At 62.8% G+C, this 21,634-nt stretch carries 23 protein-coding genes; 11 read left to right on the forward strand and 12 right to left on the reverse strand.

Translation table 11 applies throughout. From position 1 onward, the window contains the following. Nucleotides 1–50: 50 nt before the first annotated feature. Together RMO95_RS22520 and RMO95_RS22525 are read right to left on the reverse strand one after the other, a co-directional pair. Entirely contained in the window at nucleotides 51–1,193 is a 1,143-nt protein-coding gene (locus tag RMO95_RS22520; protein ID WP_310452937.1) for an FAD-dependent monooxygenase, read from the reverse strand. Further along, the gene (locus RMO95_RS22525; protein WP_310452938.1) at nucleotides 1,190–2,848 is read right to left on the reverse strand and encodes an AMP-binding protein; all 1,659 of its coding nucleotides are present in this window, start codon (nucleotides 2,846–2,848) and stop codon (nucleotides 1,190–1,192) included. Before RMO95_RS22525 ends, RMO95_RS22520 begins: the two co-directional genes overlap by 4 nt. Before the next feature lie 124 nt (nucleotides 2,849–2,972). Here RMO95_RS22525 and RMO95_RS22530 point away from each other — a divergent pair, with 124 nt between their 5' ends. The 7 genes from RMO95_RS22530 to RMO95_RS22560 all read left to right on the forward strand — a co-directional run bounded on the left by RMO95_RS22530 (nucleotide 2,973) and on the right by RMO95_RS22560 (nucleotide 7,339). Then, nucleotides 2,973–3,875, forward strand: a complete 903-nt coding sequence (locus tag RMO95_RS22530; RefSeq protein WP_310452939.1) for a LysR family transcriptional regulator — start codon at nucleotides 2,973–2,975, stop codon at nucleotides 3,873–3,875. 305 nt (nucleotides 3,876–4,180) lie between these two features. Continuing rightward, entirely contained in the window at nucleotides 4,181–4,648 is a 468-nt protein-coding gene (locus tag RMO95_RS22535; RefSeq protein ID WP_310452940.1) for a hypothetical protein, read from the forward strand. 214 nt (nucleotides 4,649–4,862) lie between these two features. Then, nucleotides 4,863–5,456 carry a hypothetical protein gene (locus RMO95_RS22540; protein WP_310452941.1) on the forward strand — a complete coding sequence of 198 codons (594 nt, stop codon included), beginning with the start codon at nucleotides 4,863–4,865 and terminating at the stop codon, nucleotides 5,454–5,456. 81 nt (nucleotides 5,457–5,537) lie between these two features. Continuing rightward, the gene (locus RMO95_RS22545) at nucleotides 5,538–5,945 is read left to right on the forward strand and encodes a GFA family protein (RefSeq protein ID WP_310452942.1); all 408 of its coding nucleotides are present in this window, start codon (nucleotides 5,538–5,540) and stop codon (nucleotides 5,943–5,945) included. Between the two features lie 241 nt (nucleotides 5,946–6,186). Continuing rightward, nucleotides 6,187–6,573: a type II toxin-antitoxin system RelE/ParE family toxin gene (locus tag RMO95_RS22550; RefSeq protein ID WP_310452943.1), complete on the forward strand. Its 387-nt coding sequence runs from the start codon at nucleotides 6,187–6,189 to the stop codon at nucleotides 6,571–6,573. After that, on the forward strand, nucleotides 6,557–6,898 hold the full coding sequence (locus RMO95_RS22555; protein ID WP_310452944.1) for an XRE family transcriptional regulator: 342 nt from the start codon (nucleotides 6,557–6,559) through the stop codon (nucleotides 6,896–6,898). Before RMO95_RS22550 ends, RMO95_RS22555 begins: the two co-directional genes overlap by 17 nt. A 93-nt stretch (nucleotides 6,899–6,991) precedes the next feature. Next, a complete protein-coding gene (locus RMO95_RS22560; RefSeq protein ID WP_310452945.1) occupies nucleotides 6,992–7,339 on the forward strand; it encodes a HigA family addiction module antitoxin in 348 nt (115 codons plus the stop codon). A gap of 135 nt (nucleotides 7,340–7,474) precedes the next feature. Here the strand turns inward: RMO95_RS22560 and RMO95_RS22565 are convergent, their stop codons facing one another. Continuing rightward, nucleotides 7,475–8,374, reverse strand: coding sequence for a LysR family transcriptional regulator (locus RMO95_RS22565; RefSeq protein WP_310452946.1), 900 nt, complete (start codon nucleotides 8,372–8,374; stop codon nucleotides 7,475–7,477). Nucleotides 8,375–8,527: 153 nt separating this feature from the next. On the opposite strand from RMO95_RS22565, the gene RMO95_RS22570 reads away from it, so the two are divergent. From RMO95_RS22570 to maiA, 4 genes are read left to right on the forward strand one after another with little or no spacing between them, the layout of a single operon-like run. After that, the gene (locus RMO95_RS22570; protein WP_310452947.1) at nucleotides 8,528–9,565 is read left to right on the forward strand and encodes a cupin domain-containing protein; all 1,038 of its coding nucleotides are present in this window, start codon (nucleotides 8,528–8,530) and stop codon (nucleotides 9,563–9,565) included. A 9-nt stretch (nucleotides 9,566–9,574) separates the two neighbouring features. Beyond that, on the forward strand, nucleotides 9,575–10,285 hold the full coding sequence (locus RMO95_RS22575) for a fumarylacetoacetate hydrolase family protein (protein WP_310452948.1): 711 nt from the start codon (nucleotides 9,575–9,577) through the stop codon (nucleotides 10,283–10,285). Between the two features lie 19 nt (nucleotides 10,286–10,304). Then, a complete protein-coding gene (locus RMO95_RS22580; RefSeq protein WP_310452949.1) occupies nucleotides 10,305–11,495 on the forward strand; it encodes a 3-hydroxybenzoate 6-monooxygenase in 1,191 nt (396 codons plus the stop codon). Beyond that, the gene (maiA, locus tag RMO95_RS22585) at nucleotides 11,453–12,145 is read left to right on the forward strand and encodes a maleylacetoacetate isomerase (protein ID WP_310452950.1); all 693 of its coding nucleotides are present in this window, start codon (nucleotides 11,453–11,455) and stop codon (nucleotides 12,143–12,145) included. The genes RMO95_RS22580 and maiA overlap by 43 nt, the downstream gene beginning before the upstream one ends. Nucleotides 12,146–12,200: 55 nt before the next feature. On the opposite strand, the gene RMO95_RS22590 is transcribed toward maiA, so the two are convergent. The 9 genes from RMO95_RS22590 to fabG all read right to left on the reverse strand — a co-directional run. Continuing rightward, nucleotides 12,201–12,974: an alpha/beta hydrolase gene (locus tag RMO95_RS22590; protein ID WP_310452951.1), complete on the reverse strand. Its 774-nt coding sequence runs from the start codon at nucleotides 12,972–12,974 to the stop codon at nucleotides 12,201–12,203. Nucleotides 12,975–12,978: 4 nt separating this feature from the next. Then, the gene (locus RMO95_RS22595; protein ID WP_310452952.1) at nucleotides 12,979–13,731 is read right to left on the reverse strand and encodes an ABC transporter ATP-binding protein; all 753 of its coding nucleotides are present in this window, start codon (nucleotides 13,729–13,731) and stop codon (nucleotides 12,979–12,981) included. Beyond that, nucleotides 13,724–14,563 (reverse strand): ABC transporter ATP-binding protein, encoded by an 840-nt coding sequence (locus tag RMO95_RS22600; RefSeq protein ID WP_310452953.1) that lies wholly within the window; start codon nucleotides 14,561–14,563, stop codon nucleotides 13,724–13,726. Before RMO95_RS22600 ends, RMO95_RS22595 begins: the two co-directional genes overlap by 8 nt. Then, nucleotides 14,556–15,542 (reverse strand): branched-chain amino acid ABC transporter permease, encoded by a 987-nt coding sequence (locus RMO95_RS22605; protein WP_310452954.1) that lies wholly within the window; start codon nucleotides 15,540–15,542, stop codon nucleotides 14,556–14,558. The genes RMO95_RS22600 and RMO95_RS22605 overlap by 8 nt, the downstream gene beginning before the upstream one ends. Before the next feature lies 1 nt (nucleotide 15,543). Next, on the reverse strand, nucleotides 15,544–16,410 hold the full coding sequence (locus RMO95_RS22610) for a branched-chain amino acid ABC transporter permease (RefSeq protein WP_310452955.1): 867 nt from the start codon (nucleotides 16,408–16,410) through the stop codon (nucleotides 15,544–15,546). Nucleotides 16,411–16,557: 147 nt separating this feature from the next. Then, nucleotides 16,558–17,760 carry an ABC transporter substrate-binding protein gene (locus tag RMO95_RS22615; protein WP_310452956.1) on the reverse strand — a complete coding sequence of 401 codons (1,203 nt, stop codon included), beginning with the start codon at nucleotides 17,758–17,760 and terminating at the stop codon, nucleotides 16,558–16,560. A 135-nt stretch (nucleotides 17,761–17,895) separates the two neighbouring features. Next, on the reverse strand, nucleotides 17,896–19,476 hold the full coding sequence (locus RMO95_RS22620) for a benzoate-CoA ligase family protein (RefSeq protein WP_310452957.1): 1,581 nt from the start codon (nucleotides 19,474–19,476) through the stop codon (nucleotides 17,896–17,898). A 73-nt stretch (nucleotides 19,477–19,549) separates the two neighbouring features. After that, complete coding sequence (locus tag RMO95_RS22625) at nucleotides 19,550–20,731, reverse strand: acyl-CoA dehydrogenase (RefSeq protein WP_310452958.1); 1,182 nt, start codon at nucleotides 20,729–20,731, stop codon at nucleotides 19,550–19,552. Between the two features lie 165 nt (nucleotides 20,732–20,896). Next, on the reverse strand, nucleotides 20,897–21,634 hold a 738-nt coding region (fabG, locus tag RMO95_RS22630), incomplete at its 5' end, for a 3-oxoacyl-ACP reductase FabG (RefSeq protein ID WP_310452959.1).

A 21,634-nucleotide genomic window follows, 5' to 3' on the forward strand; every position in this document is an offset into this window, starting at 1 on the left:
GTCGCGAGCAAGCTCGCTCCTACATCCATCGGTTTCAACATGTCTGCGTACTAGACCAACCCGGGGTGATTGACCTCGTAGGCGCGCGCCAGCGCAGGGTCGCGGCGGCGGACTTCGGCGTGGTCCACGCGCCCGGTCCGGATCATGTAGCTGTAGGCGAAATCGACCGGCGGCAGGGCCATTAACTGGTCCATCTCCTCGTACCAGCGGATGCTGACATTGGCCGCGTCCAGGATCTTCTTCATCGGCGGCATGCGGCGTTCCTGGTAGAACGCCAGGGCCTCCGGCAGGCTTCCCGTATCGCGCAGCGCCTTCCACAGCGCGATGGCGTCCTCCATGGCCAGGCGCGTGCCGGAGCCGATCGAAAAGTGTGCCGTGCGCAGCGCGTCGCCCATCAGCACCACGTTGTCGAAGCTCCACTGCCAGTTAGAGATTGCCGGAAACTGGCGCCAGAAGGACTTGTTGGAGAGTATCGGATGGCCATCCAGGTCCGGCGCGAACACCCGCTCGCAATGACGGATTGTTTCCTCTTCGCTCATTGCAGCGAACCCGGCGCGTTGCCAGGTGGCGTCGGTAACTTCGACCAGGAAGGTGCTCATGCGCGGACTGTAGCGATAGTGGTGGGCGCAGAACACGCCATGTTCGGTGTTGCGGAAAGTCAGCGACAGGCTGTCGAACACCTTGCTGGTGCCATACCAGATGAAGCGGTTGGAGCGCAGGTCGGTTTCCGTGCCGAACTTGTCCTCGTTCTCATTGCGTATCCAGGAAAACGCGCCGTTGGCGGCGACCACCAGATCCGCACCGCCCAGCCTCGCGGTATCGGCCAGCGAGGATATCTCGCTGTCGAACTCGATCCTCACGCCCAGCGACTCGACATGTGCATAGAGCCGGCTCAGCAGTTCCAGACGGCCGATGGCGGCGAAGCCGTTACCGGCGATCGGAATGCGCGTGTCGTCATGGACGATGGTCAGGTTGGGCCAGGTCTCCATCAGCGGCGTCAGCAGGCGGTACATGGCCTCGTCGTCGGCGCGCAGGAACTCCAGCGCCCGATCGGAGAAGACCACGCCGAAGCCCCAGGTCGCATCGCGCGGGCCGCGCTCGTAGACCACGATGTCGTGCGCCGGGTCTTCGCGCTTCATCAACGAAGCGAAGTAGAGGCCGGCCGGTCCGCCGCCGATGATGCGGATCTTCATGCTTTCGCGTCCGCCGTTTCGCGCTCTATCCTGGCCGCGATCGTTTCGCGCAAAGATCGCTTGAGGATCTTGCCCACCGGGCTGAGGGGAAATTCGCTGACCACTTCGAGGCGCTCCGGCAGCTTGAAGCTGGCGATCTTCTGGCTGCGCAGGAAGGCGATCAGTTCCCCGAATTCCAGGGACTCGCCCTCCCTGGCGATGACGAAGGCACAGGCTTTCTCGCCGAACACCGGGTCGGGCATCGCCACCAGGGTCACGGCCTTGACCTTGGGATGGGCGAAGATCAGGTTCTCGACCTCCTCGCAACTGATCTTCTCGCCGCCGCGGTTGATCAGGTCCTTGCGCCGGCCCTCGGTGAACACGTGGCGGCCCTGCTTCCGCACGATGTCGCCCATGCGGTAGTAGCCGTCGGGCGTGAAGGCCTCGGCCTGTTTCTCGGGCGCCTTGTAGTAGCCCTGAATGGTATAGGGACCGCGCGTGACCAGTTCGCCGGGCTCGCCGTCCGGCACCTCGTTGCCGTCATCGTCGAGCACTTTGATCTCGTCGTCCTCGCAGACCGGAACGCCGGAGCTGTTGAGCAGCATCTCGTCAGACGCGTCCAGGGGCACCATGTTGATCAGGCCTTCGGCCGTGCCGTAGATTTCCTGTGCGATGCAACCGAAGCGCTCGCGCAACCGCCCGCGCAGTTCCGGCGCCAGCCGTGCGCCACCGTTCTGGATCACCTGCAGTGAGGAAAGATCGAAGCCGTCGGGCACCGGCGAATTGAGCCAGTTGGAAATCAACGGCACGACGGCGGCGATCACCGTCACTTTCTCGCGCTGCACCAGCGAGAACACCTCGGCGGGGTCGCCCGATGCGGCCAGTACCACGGTACCGCCATAGTAGACGGTACCGAGCATGCCGGGCGAGGCCAGGTTGTAGTTGTGCCCCAGCGGCAGGATGGCCATGAATACCGTGGCCTCGTCGAAGCCGCCGGCGCGGCCGCAGAGCCGGGCATTGAGCACGTAATCCTCGTGGGTGCGCGGGATCAGTTTCGACAGCGAGGTCGTGCCGCCGGAGAGCAGCATGGTCGTCACTTCGCCGGGATCGGGTACATGCCCGGCCAGCATCGCAGCGACGGCAGCGTCCGACAGCGGCGCGGCAATCATTGCGCGCAGGTCGATCTGCCCGGGGCCGGGTTCGCCGGCGACGAAAACATGGCGCAAGGCCGGCGCATCGCTGCCGACCTCGCGCGCCATCTCGCGATAGTCGAAGTTGCCGATGCGATCCGGGATCACATAGGCCGTGGCACCCGACGCGGTCAGGAAATGCCGAATCTCGCTGTGGCGATGGGCACGCAATGCCGTCACCGGTATCGCGCCGATGCGCGTCAGCGCGAAATAGGCAAAGACGAATTCCGGGCCGTTAGGCAGTTGCAGCACGACGCGGTCCTGCGCCGCGATGCCGGCTGCGAGGAAGCGGCAGGCGAGGCGCCGCGAACCCGTCACCAGGTCAGAATAGCTGAGCCGCAATTCGCCGCAGACCAGCGCCGTCTTCTGCGGATGGCGCGCGGCGCGGCGCTCCAGCAGTTGCGGAATCGTGATGCCTTCCCACCAGCCTTGCCGGCGGTAACGCGCCGCCACGTCGGCGGGCCAGGGCACGCAGCCTTCGAGCATGCTTCTCCTCCTTTTTGTCGCCGGGTGTCCCGGTCTGCCGCGACGGAAATCCATCGCCACTTGCACTCTAGGGCAAAACATTATCTACTTGTAGCGAATAGCATCAATACACATCATTCACATCATGAATATTGCGGAATTCGATCTCAACCTGCTGGTGGTCTTCGATGCGGTGCTCGCCGAGGGCTCGATCAGTCGCGCCGCCGAGCGCCTGGACCTGTCGCAGCCGGCCGTGAGTAACGCCCTGTCGCGCATGCGCAAGGCCACCGGCGACCGCCTCTTCGTCCGGCTCGGCAACGCCATGGTGCCGACACCCTATGCCCAAGGCATTGCCGATCCGATCCGCCAGGCCCTGGCCAGCATCCGCGTTTCGCTTGCCGCCAGCCAGGAATTCGATCCCGCCACTTCGCAGCGCAGTTTCGCGATCTTTCTCACCGACCTCGGCGAGGCCTACTTCCTGCCGCGCCTCTTGGCGCGCCTCAACCGCATCGCCCCCGGCGTGCGCCTGCGCACCCTGCCCATGCCGCCCGAGTCGGCCGAGGATGCGCTGAGGAACGGCGAGGTCGATCTGGCGATCGGCAACCTGCCCGACTTCCGCGCCGGCTTTTACGTGCAGCGACTGTTCCGCGACCGCTATGTCTGCGTGGTGCGCAAGGACCATCCGTCGATCGGCGAGCGCATCACGGCACGCCAGTTCGCCGCGGCCGCGCATGCCATCGTCACGCCCGGCGGCTGGGGCCACGGCATCATCGAGCGCACCCTGATCGAACACGGCCTGGAGCAGCGCATCACGCTCAGGATGCAGAATTTCCTGGTGCTGGCCAGCATCGTCGCCACCACCGACATGGTCGCCATCGTGCCGCACAGCGTCGGCAGCCAGCTATCGCAGCACAACGAGGTCAAGCTGCTGCCCCTGCCGATCGCGATTCCCGCCTTCGACATCAAGCAGTGCTGGCAGGAACGCTTTCACGACGACAGGGGCAACCGCTGGCTGCGCCAGCAGTTCATGGAACTGTTTTCGGCCTAGAAAGTCGGCGCTGGCGCTACGGCAGTAAATCCTGAAATCAGGGATACCATGTTGGCTCTTGTTGACTGACTCAGTTCGGCCACGTGTGGTCACTGACAAATTTTCCACAAAGCAGTCACTCGAAGCGAATGAGTCACGTTGAAGATGCCGCTGGTGTCCGACATATTGCTGTTGTTATACTGACAGGCAAAATGCCAAGTGATTGGTTCCAGTGACTTTCAAGCATCATTCTCGGCGTCATCAATATCAGTTGTTATACGGACCCCTGTGCCCGTGTAAACACTATTAGAACTCAAAGGGGGCACATGTCCGAGATCACTGATATTGTGAGTGCTACGGGGAGCGCGGTGTCTGCGATTGCAGCCTGCGTCGCCGCCGTTGGCGTCTGGTATGCGCGACACCAGTTAAAGACAAGCAAAGAAATTGCGCAGCTCCAATTCGAGGACGCGCTCGGAAAGGAATATCGCGAACTGGCCGGTGAATTGTCGAAGAACGCATTGCTCGGAGAAGAACTTAGTGATGCCAAATACGAGCAAGCTTTCGACGAGTTGTATCGGTACTTTGACCTTACAAACGAACAGATTTCCCTCCGCCAACGTGGGCGAATCTCACCCGAAGTCTGGCGAAGCTGGTCTGCCGGAATTAGGGCAAATCTAGCGCTGCCCGCCTTTCGGCGAGCGTGGTCGGAGATTAAGGAGCGCACCGTAGCCTTCGAAGAACTCCGCCGCCTTGAGCGTGAGCGATTCTCCAGCGATCCAAAGGAATGGCATTGAGTTCTAACATGGCGGTCGCCCCCGTTCCCTTCGGTCACTGGACGCTGCGCGATGAAGCCGCGCAGCGCAGGTTGCACCCAACTCGTACTCCATCCCACACATGACCAGCGACTTTCGGGCTCCAGCCACGTTCCACTACATAGCGTTCTACGATTTACTTGCTGACGCAGCGTTTCAGCATCGGTGCGCTGCGGTCGAGTCAGACTCGTTTCGGATGAACCGCTATGCAAGAGCATCTGTCATTGCAGCCGCACTGAGTGTTGAGTGTGCGGCCAACTGCCTAATTCATTCTCTTGAGTTGTCTGCAACCCTTCGCACTGAACTCGACAAGCTTCCGGCGCTGGCAAAGGTCGAAACCTTTCTCCTCCTTTCCGAGTTTGGTGCTCTTGATCGAGGCCGGGTAGAAGTTCAACGAATGAAGGAGCTGATTACGGCTCGAAATGAATATGTCCACCCTAAGGTAACAGCGATCGAAGCGGTGGTAGAGGAACCGAAAGACGCCGGACATGAATGGCATGTACCGTTCTCGATCGACGGTGAGCACTGGTCAGGCCTACAAATTCCGAAGAAGGCAATGTTTTGGTCTAACGCTAACTCACAGACGACGCTACGGGCGATTGCTGAATTCTTCCGCTACCTTTTTGTAGAGTTGATGAAATCCACGTCTGAGCAGTTGCATGAAATCCTTCCTTCAAGAATTCAAGTTGGAGACATGCACATGCTTGCCGTCTTCGAGGAGTTCAAGCGTGAGATTGCAGGAGCTAGCGAGTTCGGAGTGGACTTTTCGTTTTTGGGGCTCACCGAATGAAGGCGCTGTCTATCCCTGCGTTCGAGGCGACCTGCGCGAAAAGCCGCGCAGGCGCCTCAACTCCACGGTAGAAGGCAAAAGATGATTACTGGCAGTTGCCTTTGTGGCGCAATCAGATACGAAATTGCTAATCCGCTCCAGTTTGCGCGCAACTGCCATTGCTCTATGTGCAGAAAGGTAACGGGTGCCGCTTTCGCCACATGGGCATATGTTGAGGTCAGTAACTTCCGATGGGTTCAAGGTGAAGAGCAACTTGGCCAATATCAGTCTTCCCCAGAAGTCACGCGAACCTTCTGCAAGGTGTGCGGTTCCACTATGCAGTATGTTGCCAAGCAAGCGTATCAAGACGCCTTCGGTTTGGCATTGGGCACGATAGATGGTGATCCGGGTTGCAAACCCATGCGCCACGTCATGGTTGGTTCAAAAGCTTCGTGGTTTGAAATCACCGACCATTTGCCTCAGTCACAGGAGGCGGCACCCAGTGAGTAGTACCTGAGCGTCCGCTTTCTCAACCTGCCTCCGTCTACTTTGGGCACAGTGGCGTAATTGGTCCAAACGCATTGCGCCCAGGATTGTTGCCTATTGCTGAAGTGCAAAAATGATCAATTCCTCGATCGAACCGCCCCCCTCTGCCGGTGACGCGACCAAGCCAGTAGTCGGCGCTGGCGAGACGGCGACTGAGTGCATCAGACCACTTGAACAATTATGGCTTTAAGTACATAATTCGCACATGAGTTGGACCGTCCTCTTTCACGACGATTTCGCCGCCAAATTCGCGGCCATGGCCGAACCGCTGCAGGATGAACTGCTGGCCCATGCCCTGCTGCTGCGGGATTTCGGCCCCGGCTTGGGGCGGCCGACCGTGGATACGCTGAAGGGATCAAAGCACGCCAACTTGAAGGAGTTGCGCTTTGGCTGGGCGGGTGAGGTATGGCGCGTGGCCTTTGCCTTCGACCCAGAGCGACAGGCGATTTTGCTGGTGGGCGGCGACAAGAGCGGCGCGGATCAACGGCGCTTTTACAAACGGCTGATTGCGTTGGCGGACGCGCGCTTTGACGCACATCTGGTCACATTGGTCACAACGAACAAGGAGCATCGACATGGCAAAAAAACTTGATCACCTGCTGGAGCGACTGCCGGCCAAGCGCCGCGCCGCCATCGAGGCGCGCGCCGGCGAACTGGCAACGCTGAAAGACTTGCGGCAAGCCGTGGCGCAAACCCAGCAAGATCTCGCCGCGTCGCTGGGGGTGGGCCAGGACACCATTTCACGGCTGGAAAAGCGCAGCGACATGCTGCTCTCCACGCTGCGCCGCTACGTCGAGGCGATGGGCGGCAAGCTGGAACTGGTGGCGCAATTTCCCAACCGACCGCCGGTGGTCATCGACCACCTGGCCCTGACCGGCACCGCGCGCGAATCGCATGGCGGCAAGGTGGCGGCCTGAGCCACTAGCCTTCGTGGCGCATCTGCTTCCGCTGGGGCGATGGCGATGCGACGGATGTCGAGATTGCGGCCTATCACTGAGAGGAATCGGGCCATGACCATCGCACGCGAACAACTGAAGGGTATGGATTTCCGGGATATCGCCACCGGACGTCGGCTGGCCCCCGTGCATCCCGGCGAAGTGCTGATGAAGGATTTCATCGAGCCGCTGGGGATTACCCGCTACAGGGTGGCGAAGCTGGCGGGCGTGCAGCAGCGCCGCATCGACGAAATTTGCGCCGGCAACAGGTCGATTACGGGCGATACCGCCTTGCGCCTGGCCCGACTGTTCGCCACCGACGCCGCCTTCTGGATCAACCTGCAAGCACAGTACAACCTCGAAACCGCCTATCGAGACATGCACGAGCGAATCGATGCGGAGGTCACGCCGCTGGCGGCATAAAGGTCGGCACAGCGATGAAGGCGGCGGCCGTTACTGGATTCTGGGTGCTTTGCATGCCGGGGATGCCGCTTCGCGGGCCGGCAAAGCCCGGGATGACCGTTGGAATTGCGTCCATCGGTTGCAAATGACTCTGTACTAGGTTTTCCCCGCCAGCAACTGTGAGACCAGGCGGCGCATCCAAAGGTTGCCGGGGTCATGGTGGAAGCGCTCGTGCCAGTGCTGCTTGACTTCGTAGTCGGGAAGCGCAAAGGGTGCCGGAAAGATCCGGTAATTGCCCCGCCCCTCCATGATTTCGCCAAGCCGGCGCGGAATCGTCAGCAGCAGGTCGGTATGCTCGACGACGAAGGCCGCGGCAAGGAAGCTCGGGCTTTTCAGGGCAACGCGGCGCTTGATGCCCTGGCGCGCTATTTCGCTTTCGAGCAGCGCGGGCGCGGACCCGGAGGAACTGATCGCGGCATGGTCCTCGGCCTCGAACTGCGCAAGATCGAGCGTGTCGCCGATGCGCGGATGCCGGCGCCCGACCAGGCAAACGAAGCTCTGCACGAACAACGACTGCTGGTGGAAGCCGGCCTCGAGCTGCGGCATGAAGCCGATCGCCAGGTCCGCCTCGCCGCTTTCCAGCAGGCGCGCGGCGTCGGCCGACATCGGGATGATCTCGATGCAGATGCCGGGGGCCGCCAGCCGCAAGGTTTCCCACAGGCGCGGCAGCAGCACCAGTTGGCTGATGTCGGTCATGCAGATGCGAAACGTGCGCTTCGCCGTCGCCGGATCGAATTCGCTGCGATAGCCCAGTACCTGGTCGAGGGCTGCCAGCACCTCGCGCACCGGCTGCACCAAGCCCTCGCTGAAGGGCGTCGGCTCCATCCCCCCCGAGGTGCGCACGAACAGGGGATTGCCGAAATGCCGGCGCAGTTTGGCCAGCGCCACGCTGACGGCCGGCTGGCCGAGATCGAGCGCTTCGGCCGCGGCCGTCACGCTGCGCGTCTTGTAAATCTCGTCAAACACCGTCAGCAGGCGGATATCGATGGAATCCATGCGCCGGACCTTTATTTTGATTTCGAATACTTTATATTGAAAATAACGGATTTACGACCAAATCTCACGCGTCTATATTCCCATCAGTGAATAAAACATCGATGCGGCGGATCAGCGGACACCGCCGTCACAACCGCCGACCAAGGAGCGAAGATGAACGAACTGGGGCGCCTAGAAGACCTGCCGGAAGACTATCGCGCGGCATTGACTGAAAAGAATCTCGTGCCGCTGTGGCCCAGCCTGCGTTCGGTCCTGCCGCCGGAAAAACCAGCGATCCGCACGCAGCCGACCTGCTGGTCCTACCAGGGTTTGCGCCCGCTGCTGATGCGCGCGGGCGAACTGACGCCGATCGAGAAAGCCGAGCGCCGCGTGCTGGTGCTGGCCAATCCGGGCCATGGCCTGGAAAAAATGCAGGCCAGCTCCACCATCTATCTCGGCATGCAGTTGCTGCAACCCGGCGAATGGGCGCCGTCGCACCGCCACACGCCCAATGCCGTGCGCATGATCGTCGAGGGCGATGGCGCTTACACCACTGTCGAGGGCGAAAAGTGCCCGATGAGCCGCGGCGACCTGATCCTGACGCCGAGCGGTATGTGGCACGAGCACGGCCATGACGGCGACGAACCGGTGGTGTGGCTCGATGTGCTGGACCTGCCCATCGTCTATTACTGCGAGGCGTCCTACGTCACCGCGGGCAAGGCGCAAACCGTCGCCACCGAGGGCGTCGAACAGGACTACCAGCGCGGCGGAGTGCTGCCGGCGCCGATGTTCAGCCGCAGCCGCGCGACCTTCCCGATGCTGCGCTACCCCTGGGCCGACGTGCGCCGCACCCTCGAATCCATCGCGGCGCGGCGGCCGGAGATCGAGGCCGTGCAGGTGGCCTACGTCAACCCCGAAAACGGCCACGACTGCCAGCGCATCCTCGGCTACTCGGCGCTGATGCTGCGTCCCGGCGAACGCCTGGAGATGCCGGCACGCTCCACCGCCATGGTCTTCCACCAGATCGAAGGCGGCACGGAAGTCGCGGCCGCCGGCCGCAGCTTCCGCCTCGCTGATGCCGATACCTGCTGCATTCCCGGCTATGAGCCGATCGCGCTGCAGAATCTGGCCGCCGACCAGCCCTCCTTCGTCTTTATCGCCGATGATGCCCCGCTGCAGAAGAAGCTGGGCGTCTACGAAATTCGCAATTGAAAGGAAAACATGTCCGCTCCCAACTACCTGTGGAACCCACCGCCGCCTCCCTCGCTGCCGGTGATCGGCAACACCGCCCGCTTCCCGGTCAAGCGCATATTCTGCGTCGGCCGCAACTACCACGCCCACGCCGTCGAAATGGGACGCCCGGTGGACAAGGCAAGCATGAAGCCCTTCTATTTCACCAAGTCGCCGTCGGCCCTTGTCGAATCCGGCGCCACCGTGCCCTACCCCACCGGCACCACCAACTACCACTATGAAATGGAGCTGGTGGTCGCCATCGGCGCCCACGGCTTCCGCCTCGCCGCGACCGACGCGCAAGGCCTGATCTACGGTTATGCCGCGGGCCTCGACATGACGCGGCGCGACCTGCAACTGGTGGCGCGCGACCAGGGCCGCCCCTGGGACCTGGGCAAGGACTTCGAGCGCTCGGCGGTGTGCAGCGCCATCCTGCCGATCGGCGACCTCGGCGTGCTGGCGAGCGGCGCCATCACGCTGCAGGTCAATGGCGGAACGAGGCAGAGCGCCGACCTTTCCCAATTGATATGGAATATTCCGGAACTGCTGGCCGACCTCTCGCAGTTCTATCACCTGGAGCCGGGCGACATCATCTACACCGGTACGCCGGAGGGTGTCGGTGCCGTCAAACCCGGCGACCGCATCACCGGCCACATCGATCGTGTCGGCGAGGTCGCGCTCACCATCGGCCAGCCCGAATAGACGCAGAAGGAAAGGAAAGATGAGCCAACAACTTCCCGTCATCGTCGCCGGCGGTGGCATCGGCGGCCTTGCCGCAGCGCTGGCCTTGGTGCGCCAGGGATTCAGCGTCAAGGTTCTGGAGCAATCGCCGCAGATCGGCGAGATCGGCGCCGGCATCCAGCTCGGGCCCAATGCCTTCCACGCCTTCGACGCGCTGGGCGTCGGCGAAAAAGCACGCAGTCGCGCGGTCTACACCGACTACATGATCATGCACGACGCCATCGACGAGTATGTGGTCGGCCGCATTCCAACCGGTGAGGCCTTCCGCCAGCGCTTCGGCAACCCCTACGCGGTGATCCATCGCGTGGACGTGCACACATCGCTGCTGGAAGGCGCGCAGGAAACCGGACGCGTCGAATTCCGGACTTCGGCGCGGGTGAAGCGCATCGAACAGGACGCCGACAGCGTCACCGTGTTCGACCAGACTGGCAGCGTCCACCGCGGCGTCGCCCTGATCGGCGCCGACGGCGTCAAGTCGGTGGTACGCGCGCAGTACGTCAATGATCCGCATCGCGTGACGGGCCATGTGGTTTATCGCGCCGTGGTGGACAAAAAGGATTTTCCTGCCGACCTGCGGTGGAATGCTGCCAGCATCTGGGTCGGCCCCAATTGCCACCTGGTGCACTACCCGCTGCGCGGCGGCGAGCAATACAACGTGGTGGTGACCTTCCACAGCCGCAAGCAGGAGGAATGGGGCGTCACCGAAGGCAGCAAGGAGGAAGTGCAGAGTTACTTTCAGGGCATCTGCCCGCGTGCGCGCCAGTTGATCGATCTGCCGAAAAGCTGGAAACGCTGGGCCACGGCCGACCGCGAACCGATAGGCCAGTGGTCTTTCGGCCGCGCCACCTTGCTCGGCGATGCCGCCCATCCGACCACGCAATACATGGCGCAAGGGGCCTGCATGGCGCTGGAGGACGCGGTGACCCTGGGCGAAGCGCTGCGGGTTAAGGGCAACGACTTCGCCCAGGCTTTCGATCTTTACCAGCGCTCGCGCGTCGCCCGCACCGCGCGCATCGTGCTGTCCTCGCGCGAGATGGGCCGCATCTACCACGCCAAGGGGGTCGAGCGCCTGGTACGCAACGACCTCTGGAAAGGCCGCACGCCCGAGCGCTTCTACGATGCGATGGAATGGCTGTACGGCTGGAACGTCGGCAACTGCCTGGCGGCCTGACGCAAGCAACGACGATGCAGCTTTACAACTTCTTCCGCAGCGGCACCTCGCACCGCCTGCGCATTGCGCTCAATCTGAAGGGGCTGGCCTACGAGTATGTCGCGGTCGATCTGCGCAGCGAGGAACATCTCGGCGCGGCCTTCAAGGCGCTCAACCCGCAGGGTCTGGTGCCAGCGCTGGCCGACGGCGACCGGGTCCTGACCCAGTCGCCGGCGATCATCGAATGGCTGGAAGAACGCTACCCGACGCCGCCCCTGCTGCCGGCCGGCCGCAACGAACGGGCAAAGATCAGGGCGCTGGCTGCGATCGTCGGCTGCGACATCCATCCGCTCAACAACCGGCGCGTCCTCGAGTACCTCCGCAGGCAGTTCGACTGCGATACGGCTGCCTGGTGCGCCACCTGGATCGATGCCGGCTTCGCCACGCTCGAAACCCTGCTGGCAGCCGATGGCACGCGCGGCGAATTCTGCTTCGGCGGCGCACCGAGCCTCGCCGACGTCTACCTGGTTCCGCAGGTGGAAAGCGCGCGCCGCTTCGAGGTCGATCTCGCCCGCTACCCGAACATCGTCGCGATCGACCGCGCCTGCAACCGACTCGATGCGTTTCGCCGCGCCGCGCCGGCACTGCAACCCGACGCACCAATACCGTGACCAGGATCCGCCGACGCCAGCCCGGACAGGGAGTAGGCGCTGGCGGTACGGCGATTCAGACGGTATCGATGAAACGGGCTATCGCGTCGATCACCGCCGCGGTCTGGTCGCGGTGCGCCGAATGCCGGCAATCGGCCAGCTTCTGCAGTTCGACAGCGACGGCAGCGCTTGCCTGCGCCGCGATGGCCTCGATCTGCGCCATGGTGCCGTATTCGTCGTCCTCACCCTGGATCGCCAGGATCGGGCAGCGGATATGCGGCAGACAGTCCTCGATGTTCCAGGCGCGAAAATCCGGGTTCAGCCAGATGTCATTCCAGCCGTAAAAGGTGCGCCTGACGTCGCGGTGATACCTGCCCAGCTTGGCCGGCAGGTCGGTGGTTTCGAAGGCGACTTTCGCCGCCTCGATGCTGCGGATGGAGATGTCTTCGACGAAGCAGTGCGGCGCCATGACCACCAGCCCGGCCACCTCGAAGCGGCGGTCGCCGGCGTGCAGCAGGGCGATCGAGGCGCCATCGGAATGGCCGACCAGAAGGGGGCGCTCGATGCCCAGTTCCGCCAGCAGTTCGGGCAGCGCTTCACTCCCTTCGCGGTGCATGAAGTCGGTGCCGAATGATTCTTCGAGCACGTCGGACTGGCCGTAGCCATAGCGCGAATAGACCAGGGTGCGGCAGCCTGTGGCGGCGGCGAGACGGATGGGAAAGTCGCGCCACATCGCCACCGAGCCGAGGCCCTCATGCAGCAACACCAGTGTCGGCCGGTTGATCTGGTGCGCGGGGATCAACTGGTATTCGAGATTGTGGCCGCAAGCCCTGACGAAACCGCTGTGCACCGCTTCAGACTCCGAGGAAACGGTGCATCAGGTCGGAATTGTCCGAAAGTTCGCTGGATTCGCCGGAAAACACCACCCTGCCCTTCACCAGCACCACGCTGCGATCCGCCAGCGCCATGACTGCGGCGTAATTCTTGTCCACGATCACCGTGGCGATGCCGGAGGCGCGGATGGTCTTGATGATGCTCCATATCTCGCGCGCGATCAGCGGCGCCAGGCCTTCGGTTGCCTCGTCGAGGATCAGCAGGTCGGGATTGGTCATCAGCGCGCGGCCGATGGTCAGCATCTGCTGTTCGCCGCCGGACAGTTGCGCGCCGCCGTTGGAGAGACGCTCGCCGAGGCGCGGAAAGGTATGAATGACGCGGTCGAAATCCCACTCGCGGCGGCCATCGACACCTGCGCGTGCGGCCATTACCAGGTTTTCGCGTACCGACAGATTGGGGAAGATGCCGCGCCCTTCGGGCACGTAGGCGATGCCGCGACGGGCGATGGCATGTGTCGCGGCCTGGGTCATGTCGACGCCGCGCACCCTGACCTGCCCTTCACGCGGTCGCACCAGGCCGAGCATGGTCTTGATCAGCGTGGTCTTGCCCATGCCGTTGCGACCCATGAGGCCGATGGTCTCGCCGCGCCGCACGGCGAAATCGACCCCGTGCAGGATGTGGCTGACGCCGTAGAAAGTGTGCAGACCGCTGCCTTCGAGCAGCGTGTCGGCCGCCGAGGCCGGCGCCGCGGATCGGTTGAGGGTCTCAGTCATGCAGCAGTTCCTCGCCGCCGAGATAGGCCAGTTGCACCGCCGGGCTGGAGCGAACCTGATCCGGTGTGCCCGATTCCAGCACCTCGCCGTTGACCATCACGGTCAGGCGATGCGCCAGCGCGAACACGGCGTCCATGTCGTGCTCGATCAGCATGATGGCATGGCCGGCGCTCAGCATCTTGATCAGCTCGACCATGCGCTGCGACTCGTGCGGTCCCATGCCGGCCAGCGGCTCGTCGAGCAACAGCACGCGCGGCTGCGTCGCCAGGCACATGGCGATCTCCAACTGGCGCTGCTCGCCGTGCGAGAGGGTGGCGGCGACGCGTTGGGCGCGATGGCCGAGGCCCGCGGAGGCCATCGCCTCCTGCGCCAGGCGATTGACTTCGCCGTAGCCCTCGGCGCGGTGAAACACCCGCAAGGCGTGCGGCGTGCGCGATTGCGCGGCGAGGCGGCAGTTCTCGAACACCGTGAAGGGCAGGAAGATATTGGTCTTCTGGTAACTGCGACCGATACCCATGCGCGAGATCTGGTCCGAACTGCAGCCGGCAATGTTCCTGCCCTCGAACAAGACCTCGCCCGTTGTCGGCGGCAAATCGCCGGACAGCAGATTGGTCAGCGTGGACTTGCCGGCGCCGTTGGGACCGATCACGACATGTATCTCGCCGACATGCAGGTCGAGCGAGACATCGCTGACCGCGACCAGACCGCCGAAACGCTTGGTCAGGCCCCGCGTACTCAGGATGGGTGCGCCGGTCACTGCCTGCGAGCCAGGCGAGCCAACATCACCCCTTTCCTCGGGAAGGGGGCTGGGGGGCAGGCCCTTGCTACTCATCGGCGGCCTCCGTCACGGGCTTTTTGCCGAACTTCTGCATCAAGCCAGCCAATCCCTGCGGCAGATACAATGCAACCAGCATGATCAGTATGCCCATCCCCAGTTGCCAATGCTTTGCCCAGGCGCCGAACCAGGCCTGGTTGGACAGCGCTTCCTGCAGCAATATGAAGGCGAACGAGCCGATCACCGCCCCGTACAGCGAGCCCATGCCGCCAAGGATGACCATCATCAGCACGGCGCCCGACTGGTGCCAGGACAGAATCTCGGGATTGACGAAGCCGTATTGCACGGCCGCCAGGTAGCCGGCGATGCCCGCCAGCGCGCCGGAAAGCGTGAAGCTCGCCAACTGGTAGCGGAACACCGGGAAACCCAGTGCACGCATGCGATGCTCATTGACCTTGATTCCCTGCAAGGCGCGGCCGAAGCTGGAACCGAGTACGCGGTGCAGCAACAGATAGGTCGCCGCCATCGACAACAACGCCAACCAGTAGAACTGTTCGAGCTTCTCCAGGTTGACCAGTTCCATCTCACCCAGTTTCATGGTCGGCTTGGCATAGATATAGATGCCGTCCGATCCGCCGCCAATCTTGGTGTCGTGAAAGATGAAGAACAGCATCTGCGCGAAGGCCAGCGTGACCATGATGAAATAGATGCCGCGCGTGCGCAGTACCAGCATCCCGATGATCAATGCGAACAGCGCGCAGACGGCGATCGAGGCCGGAAATGACCACCACAGGCTGACCGTCTCGTATTGCGGCGCCATCAGCGCCAGCGCATAGCCGGCCAGGCCGAAATAGGCCGCGTGGCCGAAGCTGACGAGGCCGGTGTAGCCAACCAGCAGATCGAGGCTCATGGCGAAAATAGCCATGATCAGCACCTTGGTCAGCAACTGCATGTAGAAGGTGCTCTCGACCAGCGGAAACAGCCCGAGCAGGCCGACCGCCAGCCAGGGCAGGAACTTGATCAGGCGCGCATTCATCTCAGGCCCGCCCGAACAGGCCTTCCGGCCGCCATACCAGCACGATGGCCATCAGCACATAGACGATCATGCCCGCCACCTCCGGCACCAGCACCTGACCGAAGGTCTCGGCCAGGCCGATCATCAGCGACGCCGCCATGGCGCCCTTGACCGAGCCGATGCCGCCGATGACCACCACCACGAAGCAGATGATCAGCACCTGGCTGCCCATGTTGGGAGTTACCGAGGACAGCGGCGCGTTGATCATGCCGGCGAAGGCCGCCAGCGCTACGCCCAGCGCGAAGACCAGGGTGTAGATCAGCTTGATGTCGATGCCGAGCGACTGCACCATGTCGCGGTTGCTGGCGCCGGCGCGGATCATCATGCCCAGCCGGGTTTTCTGGATCAGGAAATACAGTCCCGCCGCGAGCAGCAGGCAGACGCCGGAAATGGCCAGGCGATAGACCGGATAGGACAGGTTCTCGGTCAGCGGAATGGACGCATTGAGCAGCGCAGGCACGGCGACGCCGTGCACGTCGTCGCCCCAGATCAGGCTGCGCAGTTCCTCGAAAACCAGGATCAGGCCATAGGTCAGCAGCACCTGGTAGAGGTGGTCGCGCTGGTAGAGATGACGGAACAGCAGGCGTTCCAGCGCCATGCCGAGTATCACGGTCAAAGGCACAGCCAGCAGGATGGCGGCGGTCAGGCTGCCGGTCATGGAGGACAGCGACCAGGCCAGGTAGGCGCCGACCATGTAGAAACTGCCGTGCGCCAGATTGATGATGCCCATGATGCCGAACACCAGTGTCAGACCGCTGGCGACCAGGAACAGCAACAGGCCATATTGCAGACCGTTGAGCAACTGGATCAGGAAAAAAGCGAAATCCATCGGGCAGAATTTTCAAGAGTTGGCGCTGGCGGTACGGTGATCTGTACCACTCGCATGCCGGCGATGCAATCCCATCGGGATAGCGTCCCCGGCAGCAGCCGGGGACTCAAAAAGGCGGCAGACGCCTGCCGCCCTTGGGGCTGAAGACTAGGCCTTGCAGCCGCGTGCCGGATCAGCCAGCGCCTTCCAGGCCACTCCCTGCACCTTGTTTTCCTTGCCGACGACCTTGCGCAGATACATGTCCTGCACCGGGTTGTGCGCCTTGGACAGCGTCCATGGTCCGCGCGGACTGTCGATCTTGGCGGCTTCCATAGCCTTGATCACGCCCACCTTGTTGGCGACATTGCCCTTGACCCCGTCGAGGCCCGCCGCCAGCAACTGGCCGGCGTCATAGCCCTGCACCGCATAGACGTCGGGCTGCAGCTTGAAGGTTTTGGCATAGGCCAGGCGGAAGGCCTTGTCCTTCTTGGTGTCGAGGCCATCGGCATAGTGCAGCGTGGTTTCCACGCCTTCGCCGGCATCGCCCACGGCTTCGAGCACGCCATCCGTCAGGAAGCCCGAACCATACAGCGGAATCTTGCCCTTGAGGCCGGCGGCCTGGTAGTCCTTGAGGAACTTGGCCGCACCGCCGCCGGCGAAGAAGGCCACCACCGCATCGGGCTTGATGCTGGCGATTTCGGTCAGCAGGGCCTGGAACTCGACCTGCGGGAAGGGCACGTAGAGCTCCTTGGTCAGCTTGCCGCCTTCCTTCTCGAAGCCTTCCTTGAAGCCCCCCATCATCTCCTCGCCCGCCGCATATTTCCAGGTGATGAACACGGCATTCTTGTGGCCCTTGGCCTTGAGCACCTTGCCCAGCGCGTGCGTGGTCTGCCAGTTGGAAAATGAAGTGCGGAAGAAATTGGGTGCGCAGGCGGCTCCGGTCATGGCGCCGGCTCCGCCATTGGGATTGATCCACAGCGTGCCGGACTCCTTCAGTACCTTGGCCATGCCCATCACCACGCCCGAATGGACGGTGCCGATGACCACATCGACCTTGTCGCGCTGCACCAGCTTGTTGACGTTCTCCGGCGCCTTGGCCGGATTGGATTCGTCATCCACCGTGAAGTACTCGATCTCGCGCCCGCCGAGCTTGCCGCCGCGTTCCTCGATCGCGAGCTTGAAGCCGTTGGTGATGGCGACGCCGAGCTGAGCGAAAGTCCCGGTATAGGGCAGCATCAGGCCGACTTTCAGTTTGCCCTGTTGCGCCAGCGCGGTGCCGGTCGGCAACAGTGCGCCAGCCGCCGTTGCGCCGGCAATGGCTGTGCTGCCGAGCAGAAATCCGCGGCGATCATAGGTCGATTTTTTTTGCATTGTGTTTCTCCTCACTCAACGGTTTTTGGAGGGCGCAAATGCTTTCGCGCCCGATGCGGTTTTCGGCCTGCAATCACAACACTTCCCTGCTGGTGCGTCAAGCCGGTTGACATGTCAAGCTTCGATTCCGCCGTCTTAGCGCAGCTTGAAGCGCTGTATCTTCCCGGTTGCCGTCTTCGGCAGTTCGGCGACGAACTCTATCCAGCGTGGATATTTGTAGGGCGCCAGTTGTTCCTTGACGTGCAGCTTCAGCGCATCGCGCAGCGCGTCCGATGGCTCCACTCCCGCCTTGAGCACGATGTAGGCCTTGGGCTTGATCAGTTCGTCGGTGTCGGCATGCGCCACCACGGCGGCTTCGAGAATCGCCTCGTGCGTCATCAGCGCACCCTCGACCTCGAACGGCGAAACATAGATGCCGGAGACTTTCAGCATGTCGTCGGAACGTCCGCAATACTGGAAGTAGCCGTCGGCGGATTCGATGTACTTGTCGCCGCTGCGCGTCCAGTCGCCCATGAAGGTATGACGCGACTTCTCGCGACTGTTCCAGTACATGACCGCCGAACTCGGACCGTTGATCTGCAGTTCGCCGATCTCGCCGGGCGACACCGGGTTGCCGTCTTCACCGATCAGGCGCACGGCATAACCGGGAACCGGCTTGCCGGTGGTGCCGTAACGCACTTCGCCGGCACGGTTGGAGAGGAAAATATGCAGCATCTCGGTGGAGCCGATGCCGTCGAGAATCTCGACGCCGAGCTGCTCGGTCCAGCGTCGGCCGATGTCGGCAGGCAGCGCTTCGCCGGCTGAAGTACAGGTGCGCAGGCGCGGCACTTCGGTGCGCGCGAGCATGTCCGGGCTGGCCAGCAGGGCACCATAGAGCGTCGGCACACCGTAGAAAATCGACGGCTGATGCTGGCGCAAACGCTGAAAGACCGCCTGCGGCGTGGGACGCTCGGCCATGAGTATGGCGGTTGCCCCGACCGACAGCGGGAAGGTGAGTCCGTTGCCCAGGCCGTAGGCGAAGAACAGCTTCGCCGCGGAAAACACCAGGTCAGTCTCGCGTATCCCCAGTACCGCCTTGCCGTAGAGTTCGGCAGTCTGGATCAGATGCGAATGCAGATGCACGGTGCCCTTCGGCGTCCCGGTCGAACCCGAGGAATAAAGCCAGAAACAGAAGTCGTCGCAGGTGGTCGGCGCCGGTGCGAAGTTCGTGCTGGCGCCCTTCATCAAATCGTCCAGACACTTGTGGCCCTTGCCGTCCTTGCCGGAGACCACGACCTGCCTGAGTGTCGGATGCTTGGCGACGATGGGCGCAAACTGCGGCCACAGCGCTTCCGAAACCACCAGGGCCTTGGCCCGCGAATCGCCGAGCATGAAGTCGTAGTCGGCCGTGGTCAGCAGGGTGTTGGCGGCGATCGGTACGATGCCGGCCTGGATGCTGCCGAGAAACGCCGTGGGAAAGTCGATGGTGTCGAGCAGGCACAGCATCACGCGGTCCTCGGCTTGCAGACCGATGCCGGTCAGCACGTTGCCGAAGCGGTTGACCCGCGCGGCCAATTCGCCGTAGGAATAGCTGCCCTGATCGTCGATGAAGGCGGTCTTGCCGGCTCGGCCGGCGCGCAGATTCCTTTCGATCAGGTCGTAGGCTGCGTTGTACTCGCGCGGAATGCTGACCCGCGCTGGCGATGTGCCGTGATCGGCTGTGCTCAGTTCTGGCATGACAGTGTCCTCCTTGGCTCTGTGGCGGGTGTTGGTGTCAGTTGCTCGACATTTTGCTATAGATGCCGCCCCATCAGCTGAATGCCTGTATGCCCGTCTGTGCCCGGCCCAGGATCAGCGCATGAATGTCGTGCGTGCCTTCGTAGGTATTCACAACTTCCAGATTGACCACGTGGCGAATCACGCCGAACTCGTCGGAGATGCCGTTGCCGCCCAGCATGTCCCTCGCCATGCGGGCGATGTCGAGCGACTTGCCGCAGGAATTGCGCTTCATGATCGAGGTGATCTCGACCGCCGCCGTGCCCTCGTCCTTCATCCGACCCAGGCGCAGGCAACCTTGCAGGGCCATCGTGATCTCGGTCTGCATGTTGGCCAGCTTCAACTGGATCAGCTGGTTGGCGGCCAGCGGCCGGCCGAACTGCTTGCGGTCCAGCGTGTATTGGCGTGCCGCATGCCAGCAATACTCTGCGGCACCCAATGCCCCCCAGGCGATGCCGAAACGCGCCGAGTTGAGGCAGGTGAACGGTCCCTTGAGGCCGCGCACATCGGGGAAGGCGTTTTCCTCGGGACAGAAGACTTCGTCCATGACGATCTCGCCGGTGATCGAGGCGCGTAGCCCCACCTTGCCGTGGATGGCCGGCGCGGTAAGTCCCTTCCAGCCCTTTTCGAGCACGAAGCCGCGAATCTGGCCGCCGTCGTCCTTGGCCCAGACCACGAAGACGTCGGCAATCGGGCTGTTGGTGATCCACATTTTCGAACCCGAGATGCTGTAGCCGCCGTCGACGGCACGGGCGCGCGTGATCATGCTGCCGGGGTCGGAGCCGTGGTTCGGCTCGGTCAGGCCGAAGCAGCCGATCAGTTCGCCGGTGGCGAGCTTGGGCAGATACTTCCTGCGCGCGGCTTCGTTGCCGAACTCGTAGATCGGCACCATGACCAGCGAACTTTGCACGCTCATCATCGAGCGATAGCCCGAATCGACGCGCTCGACTTCGCGCGCGGCGAGGCCGTAGCAGACGTAGTTCATGCCGGCGCCGCCGTATTCCTCGGGGATGGTGGTGCCGAGCAGGCCGAGTTCGCCCATCTCGCGGAAGATCGCCGGATCGGTTTTCTCGTTGCGGAAGGCTTCGAGCACGCGCGGCGCCAGCTTGTCCTGCGAATACGCCGCCGCGGTATCGCGCACCATACGTTCGTCGTCGGTCAGCTGCTGATCCATCAGCAGGGGGTCTTCCCAGTTGAATCTCGGTTGGCTGCTCATTGAATCTTCCTTAATGTGAAATACCTCGTTCGAAGCGACTGGCGATAGTCGAGCGAAGCGAGCTGATCAGTAGCCTCCCCGCGAGGGGAGGATGGGAGGGGCGGGTCTTCATTTCGCCTTTCGCTTGTTTCATCATTGGCGGCGCGGAGCTACTGCTGCATGAATTTAGTGTATTGTCATGCCGCCGTCGGCGGCGAGTATCTGTCCTGTGACGTAGGCCGAAGCATCCGAGGCGAAGAAGATGAACACCGGCGCAATCTCCTCCGGCTCGGCCCAGCGACCCAGGGGTATCCGGTCCAGGTACTTCTCCTTGAAACGATCATCGGTACGAATCACTTCCGTCATCGGCGTCGCGGCACCTGGTGCAATGGCATTGGCGGTGATGTTGTAGCGGGCCAACTCCTTCGCCGTGCTCTTGGTCATGCCGAGAATTCCTGCCTTCGCCGCGCTGTAGTTGATCTGGCCTATGGTGCCGAGCACTCCGGCGGCAGAAGTCACGTAAATTATACGGCCGTACTGGCGCTCGATCATGCCGCCGACCACCGCCTGCAGGCAGTTGAAGGCGCCCGTCAGATGCACGCCTATGACCTGGTTCCACTGCTCGATGCTCATCTTGTTGAGCATCGCCGTGCGGGTGATGCCGGCATTGTTCACCAGGATGTCGATGCGACCCCAGGCGGCGTTGACCTTGGCCGCGGCCGCCTCGACCTGAGCGCGATCGGCGACGTCGCAGGCAATGCCGATCGCCGTGCCGCCAGCGCCAACTATTGCCGCAGCGACCTTCTCCGCGGCTTCGCCGTTCATGTCGATCACCGCGACCTTGGCGCCCTCGGTGGCGTAGGCCTGCGCCACCGAGGCGCCGATGCCCTGTCCGGCGCCGGTGACGATGGCGACCCTATCCTT

It is taken from the genome of Sulfuritalea sp. (assembly GCF_031426875.1).
In the GTDB taxonomy this organism is placed as follows: Bacteria; Pseudomonadota; Gammaproteobacteria; order Burkholderiales; family Rhodocyclaceae; genus Sulfuritalea.

Coding starts and splice junctions, on each gene's coding strand:
- RMO95_RS22550 (WP_310452943.1), top strand. CDS start 6,187: ATGAGTTGGACCGTCCTCTTTCACGACGATTTCGCCGCCAAATTCGCG.
- RMO95_RS22540 (WP_310452941.1), top strand. CDS start 4,863: ATGAACCGCTATGCAAGAGCATCTGTCATTGCAGCCGCACTGAGTGTT.
- RMO95_RS22610 (WP_310452955.1), bottom strand. CDS start 16,410: ATGGATTTCGCTTTTTTCCTGATCCAGTTGCTCAACGGTCTGCAATAT.
- RMO95_RS22575 (WP_310452948.1), top strand. CDS start 9,575: ATGTCCGCTCCCAACTACCTGTGGAACCCACCGCCGCCTCCCTCGCTG.
- RMO95_RS22560 (WP_310452945.1), top strand. CDS start 6,992: ATGACCATCGCACGCGAACAACTGAAGGGTATGGATTTCCGGGATATC.
- RMO95_RS22565 (WP_310452946.1), bottom strand. CDS start 8,374: ATGGATTCCATCGATATCCGCCTGCTGACGGTGTTTGACGAGATTTAC.
- RMO95_RS22535 (WP_310452940.1), top strand. CDS start 4,181: ATGTCCGAGATCACTGATATTGTGAGTGCTACGGGGAGCGCGGTGTCT.
- RMO95_RS22615 (WP_310452956.1), bottom strand. CDS start 17,760: ATGCAAAAAAAATCGACCTATGATCGCCGCGGATTTCTGCTCGGCAGC.
- maiA (WP_310452950.1), top strand. CDS start 11,453: ATGGCTGTACGGCTGGAACGTCGGCAACTGCCTGGCGGCCTGACGCAA.
- RMO95_RS22530 (WP_310452939.1), top strand. CDS start 2,973: ATGAATATTGCGGAATTCGATCTCAACCTGCTGGTGGTCTTCGATGCG.
- RMO95_RS22600 (WP_310452953.1), bottom strand. CDS start 14,563: ATGAGTAGCAAGGGCCTGCCCCCCAGCCCCCTTCCCGAGGAAAGGGGT.
- RMO95_RS22625 (WP_310452958.1), bottom strand. CDS start 20,731: ATGAGCAGCCAACCGAGATTCAACTGGGAAGACCCCCTGCTGATGGAT.
- RMO95_RS22545 (WP_310452942.1), top strand. CDS start 5,538: ATGATTACTGGCAGTTGCCTTTGTGGCGCAATCAGATACGAAATTGCT.
- RMO95_RS22580 (WP_310452949.1), top strand. CDS start 10,305: ATGAGCCAACAACTTCCCGTCATCGTCGCCGGCGGTGGCATCGGCGGC.
- RMO95_RS22595 (WP_310452952.1), bottom strand. CDS start 13,731: ATGACTGAGACCCTCAACCGATCCGCGGCGCCGGCCTCGGCGGCCGAC.
- RMO95_RS22525 (WP_310452938.1), bottom strand. CDS start 2,848: ATGCTCGAAGGCTGCGTGCCCTGGCCCGCCGACGTGGCGGCGCGTTAC.
- RMO95_RS22605 (WP_310452954.1), bottom strand. CDS start 15,542: ATGAATGCGCGCCTGATCAAGTTCCTGCCCTGGCTGGCGGTCGGCCTG.
- RMO95_RS22620 (WP_310452957.1), bottom strand. CDS start 19,476: ATGCCAGAACTGAGCACAGCCGATCACGGCACATCGCCAGCGCGGGTC.
- RMO95_RS22520 (WP_310452937.1), bottom strand. CDS start 1,193: ATGAAGATCCGCATCATCGGCGGCGGACCGGCCGGCCTCTACTTCGCT.
- RMO95_RS22570 (WP_310452947.1), top strand. CDS start 8,528: ATGAACGAACTGGGGCGCCTAGAAGACCTGCCGGAAGACTATCGCGCG.
- RMO95_RS22555 (WP_310452944.1), top strand. CDS start 6,557: ATGGCAAAAAAACTTGATCACCTGCTGGAGCGACTGCCGGCCAAGCGC.